The organism is Peribacillus sp. Bi134, assembly GCF_918698065.1.
In the GTDB taxonomy this organism is placed as follows: Bacteria; Bacillota; Bacilli; order Bacillales; family DSM-1321; genus Peribacillus.
The window spans coordinates 283,301-300,340 of record NZ_CAKKLN010000005.1 but is presented as its reverse complement, the minus strand read 5'-3'; the positions used below and the strand labels follow the sequence as shown (position 1 = coordinate 300,340).

Genomic DNA, 17,040 nt, shown 5'->3' with positions numbered 1-17,040 from the left:
ACATTATTTGCCGGGGCGCGGCTTTTAGAAGTATAATTAAAGAGGAAAACTTTTTTGGAGGTTTTATTTTATGATTAATGAAGAACGTTTAGTTAATGAATTTATGGAATTGGTGCAGATTGATTCCGAAACGAAAAATGAAGCAGCCATCGCCAAAGTGCTGAAAGAAAAATTCGGGGCACTGGGTGTAGAAGTTTTTGAAGATGATACAACAGCAGTTACCGGTCATGGTGCAGGGAATTTAGTATGTACTTTAAAAGGAATGAAAGAAGGCGTAGATACCATTTATTTCACCTCCCATATGGATACGGTTGTTCCAGGGAATGGAATCAAGCCTTCCATCAAAGATGGATACATAGTGTCAGACGGAACGACCATTTTAGGGGCGGATGACAAAGCTGGATTAGCGGTCATGCTAGAAACGCTTAAAGTGTTGAAAGAACAGAATATCGAACATGGAACAATCGAATTCATCATAACAGTCGGTGAAGAATCTGGCTTGGTTGGTGCAAAGGCATTGGATCGCTCCCTTGTAACGGCTAAATTCGGTTTTGCACTTGATAGTGATGGAAAAGTGGGCAATGTGGTTGTTGCTGCACCTACTCAGGCGAAAGTGTCTGCAACCATTTTAGGCAAGACTGCTCACGCTGGTGTCGCTCCTGAGAAAGGCGTTTCGGCCATTACGATCGCTGCCAAAGCAATCTCTAGAATGCCATTAGGCAGAATCGACGAGGAAACGACAGCCAATATCGGACGTTTCCAGGGTGGACAGCAAACCAATATTGTTTGTGACCATGTGGAAATCCTTGCAGAAGCAAGATCCTTGATTCCTGAAAAAATGGAAATACAGGTAGCGAAAATGAAAGAGGCATTTGAGACTGCAGCCATTGAAATGGGCGGACGTGCTGAAGTTGAAGTTAACGTCATGTATCCTGGTTTTAAATATGGTGCTGGTGATCATGTAGTCGAAATTGCAAGGAAGGCAGCAGAGAAAATCGGCCGTCCATGCGAGCTGGTTAAAAGCGGCGGAGGAAGCGATGCGAATGTCATTGCAGGCTTTGGCATCCCTACTGTCAATCTCGCAGTGGGCTATGAAGATATCCATACTACGAATGAAAGAATTCCGGTTGAGGAATTAACGAAGCTAGCTGAAATGGTCGTCGCTATCATCAAAGAAGTATCAGGGGAATAATCACCTGCAATATGACAGTGTAATGTAGGAGTTTTCCTGAGTGAATCGAAAAGGTGGTCGCATTTCTTGCGAAGGATAAGGGATATGCCTTTTCGATTGAACCCGTGAAATTCTTGATTTATATCCATTGAACGGTGCCTTATTAAGTAATCGGTATTGCCGTTTGATTACGACATTGATCAGCAAGAACTCGTATATATTTGGAAGGCGTTCAAAGTATTGAAGGATTACAGTCATCAATGACATGATGGCTGTTTTTCTTGGAGTGGAGCATCTTTCACCGAGGTTACCAAAGATAAATAGGGGTACCTTAATAGAAATGGTTTTTTATTGTCCCTATAATCCGGTGTTTCTTATTTTTACAAGGATGTGACGGTCAAACATGAAGGACATGTATCCCAAAAATGGCAGGGTCATTCTCCATGTAGACATGAATAGTTTCTATGCTTCAGTGGAAATGTCATATGATGTTTCATTGAAAGGCAAACCGCTAGCCATTGCGGGCAATGTTGAAGAGAGAAGGGGGATAATCGTCACCTGCAGCTATGAGGCGAGGAAGTTCGGGGTTAAAACGACCATGCCGATTTGGCAGGCAAAAAAACTATGTCCTCAATTAGTCATTCAGAAACCGAATTTCGAGCGCTATCGAAAGGCATCACTGGCTATTTTCGATGTATTGAGGCAATATACAGAGATGGTTGAACCGGTTTCGATTGATGAGGGGTATCTGGATATTAGTGAATGCGCCGAGTTGGGTTCGCCTTTAGATATAGCCAATAGCATTCAGGAAAGAATTTTTAATACGATGGATCTCCCTTGCAGCATCGGGATTGCCCCTAATAAATTTTTGGCCAAAACTGCTTCCGATATGAAGAAACCTATGGGAATCACTGTGTTAAGGAAACGGGACATTCCGGAAAAGCTCTGGCCTTTACAAGTTGGCGAAATGCACGGCATCGGGGATAAGACCTCGGAAAAGCTTCAAACTATCGGGATAAAGACGATAAGGGACCTAGCACACGCCAATGATAGTCAACTTAAACAGCTACTTGGTATCAATGGCATTCGTTTGAAAGATAGGGCTAATGGAATCGACCCCAGAGTAGTGGATCCCGAAGCGATTTTTGAGCATAAGAGCATTGGGAACTCGACAACTCTTCCGCATGACTCTGCCAATCAAAAAGAACTGATTGGTGTATTGGATAAGCTTTCCGGCAAGGTAGCCGTCCGTTTGAGAAATAAACGCCTGCTTGGTCAAAAAATAGGTGTGACGATCCGTTACAAAGACCGCCGCACTATAACGAGAAGCAGAACGGTTCCTAATCCAGTTTTTGAAAAAAAGGATATTTTGGATGGAGCTATCGATCTATTCATGAAAAATTGGAATGGGGAAGGAATCAGGCTTCTTGGTGTCACTGCCTATGATGTCATCGAAAAAGAGTCGGCCTTCAAGCAACTGGATATTTTCTCCTTTCAAGAGGATGCAGAAAAAGAACCTCTGTATGAAGCGATGGAACACTTGCAAAATAAGTACGGAGAAAATATTATTAAAAAGGGATTACCCTTGAAAAATCGTTCAATTGGAACAGACACTAGCTTCAGTAAAGATTTCTTTGAGCAAACCAGGAGGAATGATCCTTCTTTTGACAAAGATTAGCGTACAGGCTGTGTAAAGATATAGAGAAGGGAAAGATGAATCATGACAAAACAGCAGATTGGCGTTATCGGACTAGCCGTAATGGGCAAGAACCTTGCATTTAATATTGAAAGCAGGGGATATTCAATTTCCGTGTATAATCGCTCAGGATCAAAAACGGACGAAATGATGAAGGAAGCGGAAGGCAAAAACGTAACAGCCGCTTATACGCTTGAAGAATTCGTCAATTCTTTGGAAACACCCCGCAAAATTTTATTGATGGTTAAAGCAGGAGCGGCAACGGATGCAACAATCGAGCAGTTAAAACCGTTACTTGAAAAAGGTGATATCGTTATTGATGGAGGGAATACCTTCTTCAAGGACACTCAGCGCCGCAATGAGGAGTTAAGCAAGCTTGGCATCCATTTCATCGGTACAGGCGTGTCAGGAGGGGAAGAAGGAGCTCTGACAGGTCCATCCATCATGCCTGGAGGTCAAAAAGAAGCATATGAACTGGTTGCACCGATCTTGAAGGACATTTCAGCTAAGGTCGATGGGGATGCTTGCTGCACGTATATCGGACCGGATGGGGCAGGTCATTATGTTAAAATGGTACATAATGGTATTGAATACGGAGACATGCAATTGATTTCCGAATCTTATTTCCTTCTGAAAAATCTTCTTGGATTATCTGCTCAAGAATTGCATGAAGTCTTCTCTGAATGGAATGAAGGGGAACTTGATAGCTATTTAATTGAAATTACTGCTGATATATTTAAAAAATATGATGAAGAAACCGGCAAGCCGATGGTCGATGTCATTTTAGATAAAGCTGGCCAAAAAGGTACTGGGAAATGGACAAGTCAAAGTGCGCTTGATCTTGGTGTTCCGCTTCCAATCATTACGGAATCCGTATTCGCCCGGTTTATTTCAGCAATCAAGGACGAGCGTGTTGAAGCGAGTAAAATCCTTCGTGGGCCAAAAGCCGAATCATTTACAGGCGACAAAAAGGCTTTGATCGAAAGTATCCGTAAAGCACTTTATATGAGCAAAATCTGTTCATATGCACAAGGATTTGCACAAATGAAAGCAGCATCGGAAGAAAATGACTGGAACTTGCAATATGGGGACATCGCGATGATTTTCCGTGGCGGATGTATCATCCGTGCACAATTCCTCCAAAAAATCAAGGAAGCATACGATCGTGAAGCGAACTTGAACAACCTTCTTCTAGATCCTTACTTCCAAGGAATCGTCGAAAGCTATCAAGGAGCTTTGCGTGAGGTAGTATCAACGGCAGTGATGAATGGAATCCCGGTTCCTTGCTTGTCATCAGCACTTGCCTATTTCGACAGCTATCGTACAGAAACGCTGCCAGCTAATCTTATTCAGGCACAGCGTGACTATTTTGGAGCTCATACTTATCAACGCATTGATAAAGAAGGAACGTTCCATACCGAATGGATGGAAAAATAAAAAGTTCAAGCCGGCTTTGAAGGGGATTCCCTTTTAAACCGGCTTTTTTGTTTCGGGATCCAGTTGTAGTAAAAAAAGAGGGCGCTTGGCGCCCTCTTTTTTTACTATCTCCGATGCTCTACAAGGTCAATGACCCCTAATACAACATGTGCCAGACCGAAACCAAAAACCGTATTAGCTACCATTTTGTTTGAGCCACGGGTCTGCTTCATTGCATAACCCGCAGCTGTCACGGCTGTGCCCAAGGCTGTTGGAATTAATCCTTCACGAATGTCCATCGTTTAATCCCTCCACATCGAAGTTAGTGGTGCCGTCACTGGCGCCTTTTCTAGTGTAACCTTAGCAAGGACTTACCATTCTATTTCTATAAAGAGGTTGGAAGGGTTAAAATGGTAAAGATGAACTAGTTGTAAATAGTTCCAATTAATTTACCTTTTTTAGGAAAAACATAGTATGATGTATGTCATTCATCCATGCTTTTTAGGTTTAAACACCTGCGGAAAAAGGAATATAAACATTGAAAGAGATGGACGGACCGTAGGATACAGTAGGCAGATAGAAGAGAGAAGGAGCGGGTGACTTATGTTCATCATCTGGTGGGCTGTAGCCATATTTTTATTTTTCATCGCCTTGGAATTCGGTGTTTCATTTTGGCTCAATTCGGAAGTGGGGGAAGAAATCTCTAAGCCCAAGGAAATGTATCATATTATCCGTGATAAATTGCTGAGGAAGAGTGTTTCATGAATGAAAAAAGGGATGCAGATTCAAATCTGCGTCCCTTCTTCATTTCAATCATTATTATTTTCGTTTTTCTTGACTTGCCACCAAATATGTCCATCTTCTGCCAGGAGTTCATCGGATGCAAGTGGACCTGTGGATCCAGCTTCATAGTTAGGGAAAGACTCGTCTTTAGTGTTTTCCCATGCATTGGAAATGGTATCGACGAACTTCCATGAGAGGGCAACCTCGTCCCAATGCGTAAAGTTTGTAGCATCCCCGCGCATGCTGTCAAACAGTAGCTTTTCATATGCCTCGGGAGAATTGATGTGTTCGATCCCTTTGTTCGAGACGGTCAGCTTCATTGGCTTTGTATTGGATGTCGTCCCGGATTTCTTCACATTTAGGTACAATGTGATACCTTCGTCAGGCTGAATATTGATAACGAGAAGATTCGGGTTCAGTGTTTCTTCCGTTTTATAATACAGGTTCATTGGGATATCTTTGAATTGAACAACTATATTCGTTGATTTGACATCCATTCTCTTACCGGTGCGGATATAAAAAGGAACACCGGCCCATCGGAAGTTATCAATCATCAATTTACCCGCAACATAGGTCTCTGTGTTTGATTCCGGATTTACGTTATGTTCATTGCGGTAGGCCGGAAGTGTTTGACCGTCTATCGTTCCTTCACCATACTGGCCTCGGACGAAGTATTGATTGACTTCGTCCACTTTCATTGGTCGAAGTGAACGCAATGCCCGCACTTTTTCGCTTCGAATCTCTTCCGTCGTCAAAGCGATCGGAGGCTCCATGGCTAGCAAGGCCACCATTTGCAGCAGATGGTTTTGGACCATATCCCTTAGGGCACCGCTGGTTTCATAATAACGCCCGCGTTCTTCAACGCCAAGTGTTTCGCTTGAAGTAACCTGGATGTTGGATATATATCTGTTATTCCAAAGCGGCTCGAATAGGGCATTGGAAAAACGGATGACCTCGATATTTTGTACCATTTCCTTACCTAAATAATGATCGATACGGTAGATTTCATCTTCAGCGAATGCAGTTCGAATCTGCTCATTCAATTTTTGTGCTGTTTCGAAACTGTGTCCAAATGGCTTTTCTATGACCAGGCGCTTATATCCATCCGTGTCACTCAGGCCTTGTGCTTTAATCTGTTCGGCAATCGTTCCGAAAAACTCAGGCGCCATCGCCAAATAGAAGATCCGGTTTCCTTCTAATTGATATTGTCCGTCTAATTGTTCGGCAATGTCTTTTAACTGCAGGTATGATTCCGAGCTGGAAACGTCGTGGGAGTGATAATGGAAATGGGAAATGAATTCGTCGACCTTTTCTTCCGCATGTCCGAACGTAAGTATCGAGTCCTTGACACTTGTTTGAAACTCCTCGTTCGTCAATGGCCTCCTTGCCACTCCAACGACGGCGAACTTATTGATTTTCTCTTTTTGAAATAGTCGATATATGGAAGGAAACAATTTCCTTTTCGCTAAATCTCCGGTAGCACCAAAAATCATGATCAATGCTGTGGGTTTATTGTTTTCTGTCATGTTTAAAACCTCAACTTTCCGTTAAATCTGTCTATAAAGTTGGAATTCCCGAATGTGTACCAATTTCTAATTTTACGTTTAGCTTTCCCTCAAAGCAATCAATTTGCGCATTTTTTCTCTATATTTCATTAAAAGTTTAATCTGGTTTCTGTTTTAATGGGTCATAAATGAAAGAGCACCTTGGTTATGCTATAGTTAAGTCATAAAGTATTTGCAACGGAGGTAGTATGAGTGGATTTCGTTTTATTGGGTACAGGCGCTGGGGTTCCGGCTAAAGCGCGTAATGTGACATCAATCGCCCTTCAATTATTGGAAGAACGTGGGACGGTTTGGTTATTCGATTGTGGGGAAGCAACACAGCATCAAATATTAAAAACGGCAGTCAAACCGCGAAAGGTTGAAAAAATTTTCATCACCCATTTACATGGTGATCACATCTTCGGACTACCTGGATTTTTAAGCAGCAGATCTTTTCAGGGCGGAGTGGATAAATTGACCGTATATGGTCCACAAGGCATAGAGGCATTTATTATGACGAGCTTACAGGTGAGTGGAACTCATTTAAAATATCCCTTGGAAATCATCGAAATAGAAGAAGGAGAAGTGTTTGAGGACGAACAATTCACAGTGACGGCCATGTCGCTTGATCATGGCATTTACAGCATCGGTTACCGGATTGTGGAAAAAGATCGTCCGGGAAGCTTACTGGTCGACCGGTTGCGGTCTGAAGGTGTGAAGCCGGGGCCTCTTTTTAAAGCATTGAAAAATGGGCAAACGGTCTCTCTCGATGATGGCCGTGTCTTAAATGGGAAGGACTATCTCAGTGCTCCGCAAAAAGGCCGGATCATCACGATTCTTGGTGATACAAGAATGTGCAGCAATGCGCTCATTCTTGCTGAATCGGCGGATTACCTTGTTCATGAAGCTACATTTTCAGCGGAAGAAGCGGAAATGGCATCAGCCTATTATCATTCGACCACCGTTCAGGCTGCAGAAACGGCTTTGAAAGCGGGAGCTAAGCATCTAATCCTAACGCATATCAGCTCACGGTATACTCCGGAGGATGCTGAGAGGCTAAAAGAGGAAAGTAAAGCGATTTTTCCAAACACGATTATGGGTGAAGATCTAATGGTCATTAAAATTCCTTTGTATTCAGAGGAATCGGGCAGCTGAAATCAAAGCTAATGTTTGATATAATTAATCAATTGTTCATTGGATATTTAAAGGAGTGTAAATATGACTGACAAAAGTGCCCTACATACTAAAGCAATGGATTTTCTCCTAAAAACAAGCCGGACTTTTTTCATTCCGATCAGCTATCTTCCAAAGGGATTACAAGAGGCCATTGGAGCTGCATACCTTTGCATGCGCGCCATCGATGAGATCGAGGACCACCCAGGTCTTCCAGCAGATATTAAGGTTTCCCTGTTACAGGCCCTTAGTGAGCTTGATGCTGATTTCAGGGAAGAAGATCTTCAATCGTTATTTGAACCATATAAGGATGATCTGCCCGAGGTGACCCTGTTTCTTTCGGACTGGATTGAATTTTGTCCTCCCGGTGCAAAATCCAAAGTCTTGGAGTCGACTAAGGAAATGGCCGAAGGCATGGCAAAATGGGTTACTAAGGACTGGCAAATCCATAATGAAGAGGAACTAGATGATTACACATATTATGTTGCAGGTTTAGTGGGGGTCATGCTGTCCGATATGTGGAACTGGTACGATGGAACCGAAACGGACCGTGAACTTGCCATCGCATTTGGCCGTGGACTCCAAACGGTCAATATCCTGCGTAACCGTGAGGAAGATGCAGAACGTGGTGTGAACTTTTATCCGGATGGCTGGGGTTTCGACGAGATGCTTGCCCATACCGAACATAATCTTGCATTAGCCGATGCGTATATTGGAGAGATTGAAACGAAAGAGATCATCCAATTCTGTAAAATACCTTTGGAATTGGCAAAAGCCACATTGAAAGCCCTAAAAGAAGGCAAAGAAAAAATTGATCGTGCTACAGTTACCGAAATTGTCAGCCAGGTCGTCGAACACTGATTTTTCAAAAAGCTGCTGTGAAAGTTACCATACCTTTCACAGCAGCTTTTTTCATGTTTTATCTTTAGAACTCAAAAAATTCTAAAAAGTTAAAAAATATATTGGAATAATTGGGACTAAACGATTATAATTTAGGAAATAAAAGCGAAAAAAGCTGGCATCATTAGAAAAACATTATTTTAAATAAGGAAAAAGCGGGGGGAAAATATGAAAAAGAAATTATATTCAACAGCAGCCATGACATTGGTCGCAGGTTTATTATTGGCTGGGTGTGGAAATGACAAGGAAAAAGATACGGCAAAGGATGAAAGCGGAAAGGATACCTTCAACATTGGGGTAACGCAAATCGTTCAGCATGATTCCCTCGATCAAGCATATGAAGGATTCCAGGCGGCACTGAAGGACAGTGACATCAATGCCAAATATGATCTTCAAATTGCACAGGGTGACCAAAACAACAGTCAGACGATTGCCAATAACTTTGTTGGGGATAAAGTGGATCTGATATTTGCGAATTCGACTCCTAGTGCTCTTAGTGCTTTAAATGCGACCAAGGATATCCCGATCGTCTTTACATCGGTTACCGATCCTGTAGCGGGTGAACTTGTTACTTCTTTGGAAAAACCAGGCGGAAACGTGACGGGTACGACGGATTCCCATCCTGAAGCCATTGCAAAGTCAATGAAATTCCTAGCGGAAGAGCTTGGGGCGAAGACAATTGGAACTGTCTATAATACAGGGGAGCAAAATTCAGTCGTCCAAATAAAGAATGTGAAAGCGGAAGCGAAAAAAGCTGGTTTGAAAGTCGTGGAAGCATCCGTCTCGACTTCAGCGGATGTTAAACAGGCAACGGAATCTTTAATCGGAAAAGCGGATGCTTTCTATATCATTACTGATAATACAGTTGTCTCGGCATTGGAATCGGTCATTTCCGTGGCAAATGATCAAGATATCCCATTGTTTGTCGGCGAACTTGATTCCGTGAATGCTGGCGGTTTTGCAGCATATGGCTTCAGTTACTATGACATTGGTTATGAAGCGGGGCAAAAAGCGGTTGAAATCCTGAAGGATGGTAAAAAACCTGGAGATATCCCGGTTCAATATCCACAAAAACTGAAATTGGTCATCAATGAAAAAGCAGCAAAAGATATGGGTGTTGAAATAAAAGAAGAATGGAAAGCAGATGCTGAGTTTGTAAAATAAACTCTGCTTTTGTTCGGGGAAGGAAGAAAAAAATGTTCTCAGCCTTATTCAACTCTTTTGAGTCGGGAATGATTTATGCGATCATGGCACTAGGTGTTTATTTAACATTCAGGATTCTCGACTTCCCGGATATGACTGTGGAAGGCAGTTTTGTGACAGGGGCCTCTGTTGCCGCGATTATGATCGTTAACGGTTACTCGCCGATCGTTGCCACGTTGAGTGCCATGGTGGCAGGGTTCATCGCTGGGACGATAACGGGGTTCCTTCATACGAAAGGGAAAATCAATCCTCTCTTGGCGGGTATCTTAATGATGATTGCGCTCTACTCGATCAATTTGAGGATCATGGGTGCATCCAACATTCCGTTGCTTTCCCAAACAACCATTATCACGAATATCCAGGATGCCTGGGCTGGCACCGGGTTGGACAATTTGTTGAATGGTCTTTTATCATTCGTGGGTCTCGGTGACAGCCTGCCGAAAACGTGGGCCATATTAATCGTTATGCTGATTGTGGCTGTAGTCATCCAAGCAGGAATGTCAGCCTTTTTAAAAACGGAAATTGGTCTTGCCTTACGGGCGACTGGTGATAATGAGGCCATGGTCAAGAGTTTTTCCGCCCATACCGGCAACATGAAGATCCTGGGACTTGCAATCGGAAATGCACTAGTGGCTTTTTCGGGATCCTTGGTTGCCCAATATAACGGTTTTAGCGATATAGGCATGGGGATTGGAATCATTGTCATCGGATTGGCATCCGTCATAATCGGTGAGGCTCTATTTGGTGCAAAAACGATTGCACGTGCTACGCTGGCAGTCATAGGAGGGGCGATCATTTACCGAATCGTCGTAACTTTGGCACTTCGCGTTGAATTCCTTGAAACGGGTGATGTTAAATTAATTACGGCACTTATTGTGGTCGGGGCACTTGTCATTCCTAAAATTTCTGATAAACAAAAGGAAAAAACCCGGAAGAAAAGGCGGCTTAAAGAAATACAGATGCGCCATGATGGGACTTTACCGAAAGGGAGGGAAGAATATGCTTCAGTTAAATCAGATTTATAAAGTTTTCAATGAGGGAACGCCAGATGAAAAGTTAGCCCTTGGAAATCTGGAACTGCAGATGACAAAAGGTGAATTTGTAACAGTCATCGGAAGTAATGGAGCAGGTAAATCGACGTTGATGAATATGATTTCCGGTAAAATTCTCCCTGATGCAGGTGAAGTCATCATCGATGGTGAAAACGTATCGGCCATTGAAGAACATGCCCGTGCCAAAATGATTGGCCGTGTTTTTCAGGATCCCATGCTGGGGACGGCACCACATATGACTATTGAAGAAAATATGGCGATTGCCTATGGCAGAACTAATAAAAGAGGTTTAGGCTTTGGGGTGACAAAAAAACGGAAAGAACTTTTTAAAGAGTGTTTGGGCACCCTTCATTTAGGTTTGGAAAATCGGATGACTGCAAAAGTGGGATTATTATCAGGAGGGGAGCGCCAGGCACTATCATTGCTGATGGCGACCTTCACCGACCCTAAAATCCTGCTACTTGACGAACATACAGCAGCACTTGATCCTTCACGGGCAGAGCTCGTTACAAACCTGACAAAGGAAATCGTCGAAAAGAACCAGTTAACGACGTTGATGGTGACTCATAATATGCAGCAGGCAATCGATCTTGGAAATTCCTTGATTATGATGGATAAGGGACAGATCATTTTTGAAGCCAGAGGCGCTGAAAAGCAGAAGCTAACCGTCGAAAAACTGCTTAACGAATTCCAGCGCATTAAAGGCGAAAAAATGCTCAATGACCGTGCAGTGTTGATTTAAGATGATGAAAAGGCCCGACCCAGATAGATTAATATTGGGTCAGGGCCTTTTTATTTTGGGGTAATTAATAAGGTCAGGTCCTATTACTGAAGTCCTGTTACTGAAGAAATGTTTTGCTTAAGAAAAATGGCTATCGTGGGTGTTCATGAGCAATCTTGAAAAACGATGTCAATCGCTGTCGGCTGTGCTCCATGATGAACTATCGTTCTTTCTGTTTCCAAAAATCATTTTTATGAATGGCCTTTTCTTCGTCTTTTTAGTGGCAGCAGCTTCTTCAGCCGCGAGGAAATAATCAAAGTTTTGACCCATTGGTTTTTCTAGCGCTTCGATACGGGCTTCAAGCTTCTTAACGAGTTTGTGCATTTCTTCCATTTCACTTCTGTGCTGTAAAAGCTGATAAGATACAACATCGTCCGCTTTTGTTTTCAGGCCATTTTCAAGCCTGTTGACCCGTTCAAGCAGTTGATCATTCGGTTCGGAGTGTTTCTGGATGGTTGCTTTTCTAAGCTTCTTCTCTGAGATGCTGACCTTTTGGAGAATGATGCCCTCGTTCAGCTGATCTTGGATTTTTCTCAATAATGCAATGTCTTCATCCGAAAACTGGTAGTGGCCAAGCTGATTCCGTTCTACTTCCATGTTCAATTGGGTGACCCAGCGTTGAATCGTACTATGGGAAACATTCAGTAACCGGGCAACTGCACTTGTATTCATCGAGATTCCCCCTTTTGGTTGTTGAATTCGATAAGTATAAGGGAATTCCTTTACAGTTGACAAAACATGTATTCATTCGGCAAAGAAAGTGGAATTCCTACGTAATTTGCATGAGGGGCAATCCAAGGTGGAATTCCCTGTGGACAGCTTTTTGCAAATGGTAGCGTTGTTAGGAACTTTTAGAAGCATTTGTGATGGCATGGATGATGGTAATCAAGCTAAAAAGGGAAATGTGATGCAGATGTCGAATTTACCCTTAAAACATGAAAAAGGAGGACCAGTATGAACAGGATCAATATTATAACTTTAGGTGTCAGGGATATTGCTGAATCATTAAGGTTTTACCGGGACGGGTTGGGATTTCATACAACGGTTAAAGAGGACGAACCCGCAATCGTTTTTTTTAATAATGCCGGAACGAAACTTGCTTTGTATCCTTTAGAGGAGCTAGCAAAAGACATCAATGAGAAAGAACCGCCTAAGAAAAATGGTTTCCCGGGACTTACGCTTGCTTATAATGCCAAATCAATTGAAGAAGTGGATGATGTGATCAACAAAGCTGAAAAGGCCGGTGGAACAATCGAGAAATCACCTCAGGATGTTTTTTGGGGAGGGTACAGCGGATATTTTTCAGACCCCGATGGTTACTATTGGGAGGTAGCGTATTCGAAGGATTGGAGTTTTGATGAAAATGATATGCTGATTATAAAGTAACGCACACTACGGAAAGATTATCCCTTAGAAAAAAAGGGCTGTTGCCTTGCAACAGCCGATCATCATCATGCGCCTTACTGCGAAACTACATATTTAGCTAGTTCTTTACTTATTTGATTGCCCATCCGCTTCGATTGCTCAGTCGCTTCTTGTACACAGGCAATGAATGCTTCTTCCACCTGATGTGCTTGAAGTGCTTTCAGACCTGCTTCAGTCGTTCCGCCTGGTGAAGTTACTTCCTTTCTTAGTACGGCAGGCGTTTTAGGTGATTTCTGTAACATATCGGCCGCACCCATCAGTGTCTGGAGAATCAATTGCTTAGCGGTTTCGGAATCGAGACCTATTTTTTCTGCTGATTTTTCCAATGCCTCGACCAAGTAATAAATATAAGCCGGACCGCTGCCTGATAAGCCTGTTACCGCATCTAGCTGGGTTTCTTCGACAACTGCCACTGTACCTACCGTTTCAAAAAGGGTAATCGCCGTTTGTAATTGCGCTTCTTTCGTATGACAGTTAGCCGCAAGGGCCGTTGCTGATTTCCCTACAGCTGCCGATGTATTAGGCATGGCACGGACAATGGAGAACCGTTTGTTGGCGATACCTTCCAAGCTTGTTGTATGGACCCCGGCAACAACGGAAATGAACAGCATTTCTTCACGAATATATTCTTTTATTGATTGCATTGTTTCTAAAATATCTTTCGGTTTCACCGCTAGCACGACAAGGTTGGCATCCTGTACTAATAGCTGCAGCGATCTTGTGGCAGTTACACCATATTGGTTCTTTAAATAATCGAACCGATCATCATTTGATTTATTTGTTACAAAAATATTTGCCGGTTCAATTACCTGTTGGGTCACCAGCCCCGAAATGATTGCTTCTGCCATCGATCCAGCTCCGATAAATGCGATTTTCTTCATATTTCCCGCTCCTTTTTCTTTTAAAGTTTTCGGCCTTTTTTTAAAAAACAAAAAGACCCCTCATCCAATAAAGGACGAAAGGTCTAGCTTCCGTGGTACCACCTTTGTTCAACTTTCCCATAATAAATAAACAGAAAAGCTGCACTTGAATCCTCTAACGCGGGAATTACGTCAGGTTTTCCTGAAGGCTCATAAGGTAGGTTCAATAATGAGGGGGCGATGAAGCCTTTCAGCACATTCCGAGCTTCACTCTCTTTACGCCATCAATAATTTACTTGGCCTTAATCAAAGCCATGCCGTCTTTAATTACTTGTGATTATGAAGGATAAATTAGCACTCTGTCAATGATAATATATGCATGGACGAGAAAAAATAGACATGAATTATGTGAAAATAATGACAGTAATTAAAAATACATGTAAAATGGTAATTATACATGATAAGTATACTTAGAATTCTGTTTAGTGTATAAAAAGTTTTATATAAATATAATTTTCTAAGGTGGAAAAAGATTATGGCGAATTGGAATGGAGATATTGCAAAAATTACTTTGCCTACGCCGTTTGCAGTGGGCGATGTGAATGTTTATGTAGTTAAAGGGGATGCTTTAACGCTAATCGATACTGGAGTGAAAACAAAACGATCAAAAGAAGCCTTGACTAATGGGCTTGGGGATTTGGGTCTGAAACTGACTGATATCGAACAAATCATTTTAACTCATCATCATCCTGATCATGCTGGTGGACTCGATTTCTTTGAAAAAGAGATCCCGGTTTATGGACACAAAAACAATCAGCGCTGGCTGACCATCAGTGATGAATTCCTAGAAACCCATAATCGTTTTTTCCTTGATTATGCCGCAAAGTTCGGAGTGGCAGAAGAGCTGAAAAATAAACTGATCCACAATCGCGACGAAATCAGTTTCCTTAGTGAACGGAAGCTGCATGGATATTTGGCTGAGGGAGATGAGCTCCCTGGTCTTCCAGGCTGGAAAGTGATCGAGACTCCAGGGCATGCGCAAAGCCATTTATCCTTTTACCGCGAAAGTGACGGGGTCATGATCGTTGGCGATCATTTGCTTGCCAAGATTTCACCTAATCCATTAATGGAACCACCTTTACTTCCCGGAGGCATGAGGCCTCGTCCGTTACTGCAGTATAATGCATCACTTCAGAAATTATTGGATTTTTCCATATCCACCGTTTACTCCGGACATGGATCTGAAGTGGATGGTGATGCGGTTGCCGACTTGATTCACTATAGATTCGAGCGGCAGCATAACCGTGCCATGCAGGTGAAAAGCATGCTTCAAGATAAGCCTTTATCGGTCTTTGAAGTATGTCAGCAGTTGTTTCCGAAAGTATACCTTCAGGAAGTGGGCCTGACACTTTCGGAAACGGTCGGTCAGCTGGACTATTTAGAAGACTTGGGTGAAGTCGAAACAGAAATTCAATCAGGGGTCATTCTGTATTCAATCGCTTAATGTTCGCAAGGAGGCTCACTTTTTTGAATAAGTTGCAAGGCAAAGTCATTGTTATTACTGGAGCTTCCGGAGGGATTGGCAAGGAAGTTGCCATTCAAAGTGCAAAGCAGGGGGGGCGTCTCGTCCTCTTGGCCAGAAGTATGGATAAATTACTACAGCTAAGGAATGAATTGATCGCCCGATATGGAATTGATGCATATGTCTATAAGCTTGACGTGGCAGACACTGATCAGGTGGCAAATGTATTTAATGACATCCATGCGCAAATAGGTGAAGTGGATGTTTTGGTCAACAATGCCGGTTTCGGCACGTTTAAAGAAGCGCAGGATACGGAATTAAATGAAACGAAAGCAATGTTTGCTGTCAACGTCATTGGATTGATGGCCTGCACAAAGCTGGTTCTTCCGTATATGAAGCAGAGAAAATCGGGGCATATCATCAATATCGCTTCACAGGCCGGTAAAATCGCCACTCCTAAATCAACATTGTACTCATCGACTAAGTTCGCGGTTCTTGGCTATTCAAACGCACTTCGGCTTGAGCTGATGGAAGATCATGTTTTTGTGACCACCGTCAATCCTGGCCCCATAGAAACGAATTTCTTTAACATTGCCGATGAATCAGGTACATATTTAAAAAATGTTGAAAAATTCATGCTTAAGCCTGGAGATGTCGCTGCTAAAATCGTAGCGGCGATGCTGACCAATAAGAGGGAAATCAATCTCCCTGGCTGGATGAATTTTGCTGGGAAATGGTATAACATGTTTCCAAAAATCACCGAAACATTAGGAAAAAAAGCATTTTTTAAAAAGTAAGCAACTTTCGATGTCGGACAAGGCGAAAGATGGTCTAATATAATAGGCAAAAGGGGAATGTCGATGACATTCCCCTTTTTTGAAATAACCGAAGTTTTCATATGAATTGGTAACTATTTCATGCGGGATCCGTCTATTTCTAGTAGGAGGGATTTGTATGAAGAGGATTGTAAACCTTTATATATCCATATTCGTTGCCTTTATTCTGGGTAGCTGTCAATCCCCTGATTGGAACAGGGATGATGCCGTCGGTAAGGGGGAAGAAGGTTTCATTACGGATCTTGACGATAAAAGGATTTTGATTAAAAGGACGTATTATAAGGTGACCACTGATACATCCATTCAAGATCAACATGGTAACGCTCTCGATTATTCCGACCTGGAAATCGGGATGAAAGTGAAACCATGGCACCGGGGCGGGGTGAAGAAATCATTTCCTGGGAAAGCGGAAGCGGAACTGATTCTTGTTTTGACGGATGTAAAAAGCTTGGCCGAACAAAGGGCGGTCACTGCTGCCCTCAATCATGTCAGTAAAGCGGAAAGTCAGCGATTCATGGTTCTCGAAGTCGTCCATTTACCGTCAGAGCATGTTTATAATATCGAAATGATGAACCGTTCCAACTTGGACGCTTCATTCATGGTGACAGTTGAGGATTTAACGGATGAAATATTATATATAAAATAAAACAACCGGGCTGAATCACTATGAATTCTGTC

Annotated in this window: 18 protein-coding genes; 14 read left to right on the top strand and 4 right to left on the bottom strand. The window is 42.5% G+C overall.

Annotated elements, in window-relative coordinates; all coding sequences use genetic code 11:
* Nucleotides 1–70: 70 nt before the first annotated feature.
* From LQ188_RS12730 to gndA, 3 genes are all read left to right on the top strand, one after another.
* Complete coding sequence (locus tag LQ188_RS12730; RefSeq protein WP_101222503.1) at nt 71–1,192, top strand: tripeptidase T; 1,122 nt, start codon at nt 71–73, stop codon at nt 1,190–1,192.
* A gap of 382 nt (nt 1,193–1,574) precedes the next feature.
* Entirely contained in the window at nt 1,575–2,849 is a 1,275-nt protein-coding gene (locus LQ188_RS12725) for a DNA polymerase IV (RefSeq protein WP_101222502.1), read from the top strand.
* A 42-nt stretch (nt 2,850–2,891) separates the two neighbouring features.
* The gene (gene gndA / locus LQ188_RS12720; RefSeq protein WP_101222501.1) at nt 2,892–4,304 is read left to right on the top strand and encodes an NADP-dependent phosphogluconate dehydrogenase; all 1,413 of its coding nucleotides are present in this window, start codon (nt 2,892–2,894) and stop codon (nt 4,302–4,304) included.
* A 104-nt stretch (nt 4,305–4,408) separates the two neighbouring features.
* Here gndA and LQ188_RS12715 read toward each other — a convergent pair whose 3' ends face one another.
* Complete coding sequence (locus LQ188_RS12715; RefSeq protein WP_034308217.1) at nt 4,409–4,582, bottom strand: hypothetical protein; 174 nt, start codon at nt 4,580–4,582, stop codon at nt 4,409–4,411.
* A 304-nt stretch (nt 4,583–4,886) separates the two neighbouring features.
* On the opposite strand from LQ188_RS12715, the gene LQ188_RS12710 reads away from it, so the two are divergent.
* Complete coding sequence (locus LQ188_RS12710; protein WP_230176989.1) at nt 4,887–5,048, top strand: hypothetical protein; 162 nt, start codon at nt 4,887–4,889, stop codon at nt 5,046–5,048.
* Nucleotides 5,049–5,092: 44 nt separating this feature from the next.
* Here the strand turns inward: LQ188_RS12710 and zwf are convergent, their stop codons facing one another.
* Nucleotides 5,093–6,592: a glucose-6-phosphate dehydrogenase gene (zwf, locus tag LQ188_RS12705; protein ID WP_230176988.1), complete on the bottom strand. Its 1,500-nt coding sequence runs from the start codon at nt 6,590–6,592 to the stop codon at nt 5,093–5,095.
* 231 nt (nt 6,593–6,823) lie between these two features.
* On the opposite strand from zwf, the gene rnz reads away from it, so the two are divergent.
* The 5 genes from rnz to LQ188_RS12680 all read left to right on the top strand — a co-directional run bounded on the left by rnz (nt 6,824) and on the right by LQ188_RS12680 (nt 11,680).
* Nucleotides 6,824–7,765 (top strand): ribonuclease Z, encoded by a 942-nt coding sequence (rnz, locus tag LQ188_RS12700; protein ID WP_230176987.1) that lies wholly within the window; start codon nt 6,824–6,826, stop codon nt 7,763–7,765.
* Nucleotides 7,766–7,828: 63 nt separating this feature from the next.
* Nucleotides 7,829–8,644, top strand: coding sequence for a phytoene/squalene synthase family protein (locus LQ188_RS12695; protein WP_230176986.1), 816 nt, complete (start codon nt 7,829–7,831; stop codon nt 8,642–8,644).
* A 207-nt stretch (nt 8,645–8,851) separates the two neighbouring features.
* Nucleotides 8,852–9,847, top strand: coding sequence for an ABC transporter substrate-binding protein (locus tag LQ188_RS12690; protein ID WP_101222497.1), 996 nt, complete (start codon nt 8,852–8,854; stop codon nt 9,845–9,847).
* A gap of 32 nt (nt 9,848–9,879) precedes the next feature.
* Nucleotides 9,880–10,911, top strand: coding sequence for an ABC transporter permease (locus LQ188_RS12685; RefSeq protein ID WP_095678594.1), 1,032 nt, complete (start codon nt 9,880–9,882; stop codon nt 10,909–10,911).
* Nucleotides 10,886–11,680: an ABC transporter ATP-binding protein gene (locus LQ188_RS12680; RefSeq protein WP_101222496.1), complete on the top strand. Its 795-nt coding sequence runs from the start codon at nt 10,886–10,888 to the stop codon at nt 11,678–11,680. Before LQ188_RS12685 ends, LQ188_RS12680 begins: the two co-directional genes overlap by 26 nt.
* Nucleotides 11,681–11,848: 168 nt before the next feature.
* Here the strand turns inward: LQ188_RS12680 and LQ188_RS12675 are convergent, their stop codons facing one another.
* Nucleotides 11,849–12,391, bottom strand: a complete 543-nt coding sequence (locus LQ188_RS12675) for a MerR family transcriptional regulator (RefSeq protein WP_101222495.1) — start codon at nt 12,389–12,391, stop codon at nt 11,849–11,851.
* 139 nt (nt 12,392–12,530) lie between these two features.
* On the opposite strand from LQ188_RS12675, the gene LQ188_RS12670 reads away from it, so the two are divergent.
* Nucleotides 12,531–12,677, top strand: a complete 147-nt coding sequence (locus LQ188_RS12670) for a hypothetical protein (protein ID WP_230176985.1) — start codon at nt 12,531–12,533, stop codon at nt 12,675–12,677.
* A complete protein-coding gene (locus LQ188_RS12665; protein WP_101222493.1) occupies nt 12,674–13,105 on the top strand; it encodes a VOC family protein in 432 nt (143 codons plus the stop codon). The genes LQ188_RS12670 and LQ188_RS12665 overlap by 4 nt, the downstream gene beginning before the upstream one ends.
* Before the next feature lie 74 nt (nt 13,106–13,179).
* On the opposite strand, the gene proC is transcribed toward LQ188_RS12665, so the two are convergent.
* Nucleotides 13,180–14,025 (bottom strand): pyrroline-5-carboxylate reductase, encoded by an 846-nt coding sequence (gene proC / locus LQ188_RS12660; RefSeq protein ID WP_057278877.1) that lies wholly within the window; start codon nt 14,023–14,025, stop codon nt 13,180–13,182.
* Between the two features lie 514 nt (nt 14,026–14,539).
* Between proC and LQ188_RS12655 the strand changes: the two genes are divergently transcribed.
* From LQ188_RS12655 to LQ188_RS12645, 3 genes are all read left to right on the top strand, one after another.
* Entirely contained in the window at nt 14,540–15,508 is a 969-nt protein-coding gene (locus tag LQ188_RS12655) for an MBL fold metallo-hydrolase (RefSeq protein WP_230176984.1), read from the top strand.
* A 23-nt stretch (nt 15,509–15,531) separates the two neighbouring features.
* Nucleotides 15,532–16,323, top strand: coding sequence for an SDR family oxidoreductase (locus LQ188_RS12650; RefSeq protein WP_230176983.1), 792 nt, complete (start codon nt 15,532–15,534; stop codon nt 16,321–16,323).
* Nucleotides 16,324–16,480: 157 nt separating this feature from the next.
* Complete coding sequence (locus tag LQ188_RS12645; RefSeq protein ID WP_101222489.1) at nt 16,481–17,008, top strand: DUF3221 domain-containing protein; 528 nt, start codon at nt 16,481–16,483, stop codon at nt 17,006–17,008.
* Nucleotides 17,009–17,040: the final 32 nt, after the last annotated feature.

Coding starts and splice junctions, on each gene's coding strand:
- LQ188_RS12730 (WP_101222503.1), top strand. CDS start 71: ATGATTAATGAAGAACGTTTAGTTAATGAATTTATGGAATTGGTGCAG.
- LQ188_RS12725 (WP_101222502.1), top strand. CDS start 1,575: ATGAAGGACATGTATCCCAAAAATGGCAGGGTCATTCTCCATGTAGAC.
- gndA (WP_101222501.1), top strand. CDS start 2,892: ATGACAAAACAGCAGATTGGCGTTATCGGACTAGCCGTAATGGGCAAG.
- LQ188_RS12715 (WP_034308217.1), bottom strand. CDS start 4,582: ATGGACATTCGTGAAGGATTAATTCCAACAGCCTTGGGCACAGCCGTG.
- LQ188_RS12710 (WP_230176989.1), top strand. CDS start 4,887: ATGTTCATCATCTGGTGGGCTGTAGCCATATTTTTATTTTTCATCGCC.
- zwf (WP_230176988.1), bottom strand. CDS start 6,592: ATGACAGAAAACAATAAACCCACAGCATTGATCATGATTTTTGGTGCT.
- LQ188_RS12695 (WP_230176986.1), top strand. CDS start 7,829: ATGACTGACAAAAGTGCCCTACATACTAAAGCAATGGATTTTCTCCTA.
- LQ188_RS12690 (WP_101222497.1), top strand. CDS start 8,852: ATGAAAAAGAAATTATATTCAACAGCAGCCATGACATTGGTCGCAGGT.
- LQ188_RS12685 (WP_095678594.1), top strand. CDS start 9,880: ATGTTCTCAGCCTTATTCAACTCTTTTGAGTCGGGAATGATTTATGCG.
- LQ188_RS12680 (WP_101222496.1), top strand. CDS start 10,886: ATGCTTCAGTTAAATCAGATTTATAAAGTTTTCAATGAGGGAACGCCA.
- LQ188_RS12675 (WP_101222495.1), bottom strand. CDS start 12,391: ATGAATACAAGTGCAGTTGCCCGGTTACTGAATGTTTCCCATAGTACG.
- LQ188_RS12665 (WP_101222493.1), top strand. CDS start 12,674: ATGAACAGGATCAATATTATAACTTTAGGTGTCAGGGATATTGCTGAA.
- proC (WP_057278877.1), bottom strand. CDS start 14,025: ATGAAGAAAATCGCATTTATCGGAGCTGGATCGATGGCAGAAGCAATC.
- LQ188_RS12655 (WP_230176984.1), top strand. CDS start 14,540: ATGGCGAATTGGAATGGAGATATTGCAAAAATTACTTTGCCTACGCCG.
- LQ188_RS12645 (WP_101222489.1), top strand. CDS start 16,481: ATGAAGAGGATTGTAAACCTTTATATATCCATATTCGTTGCCTTTATT.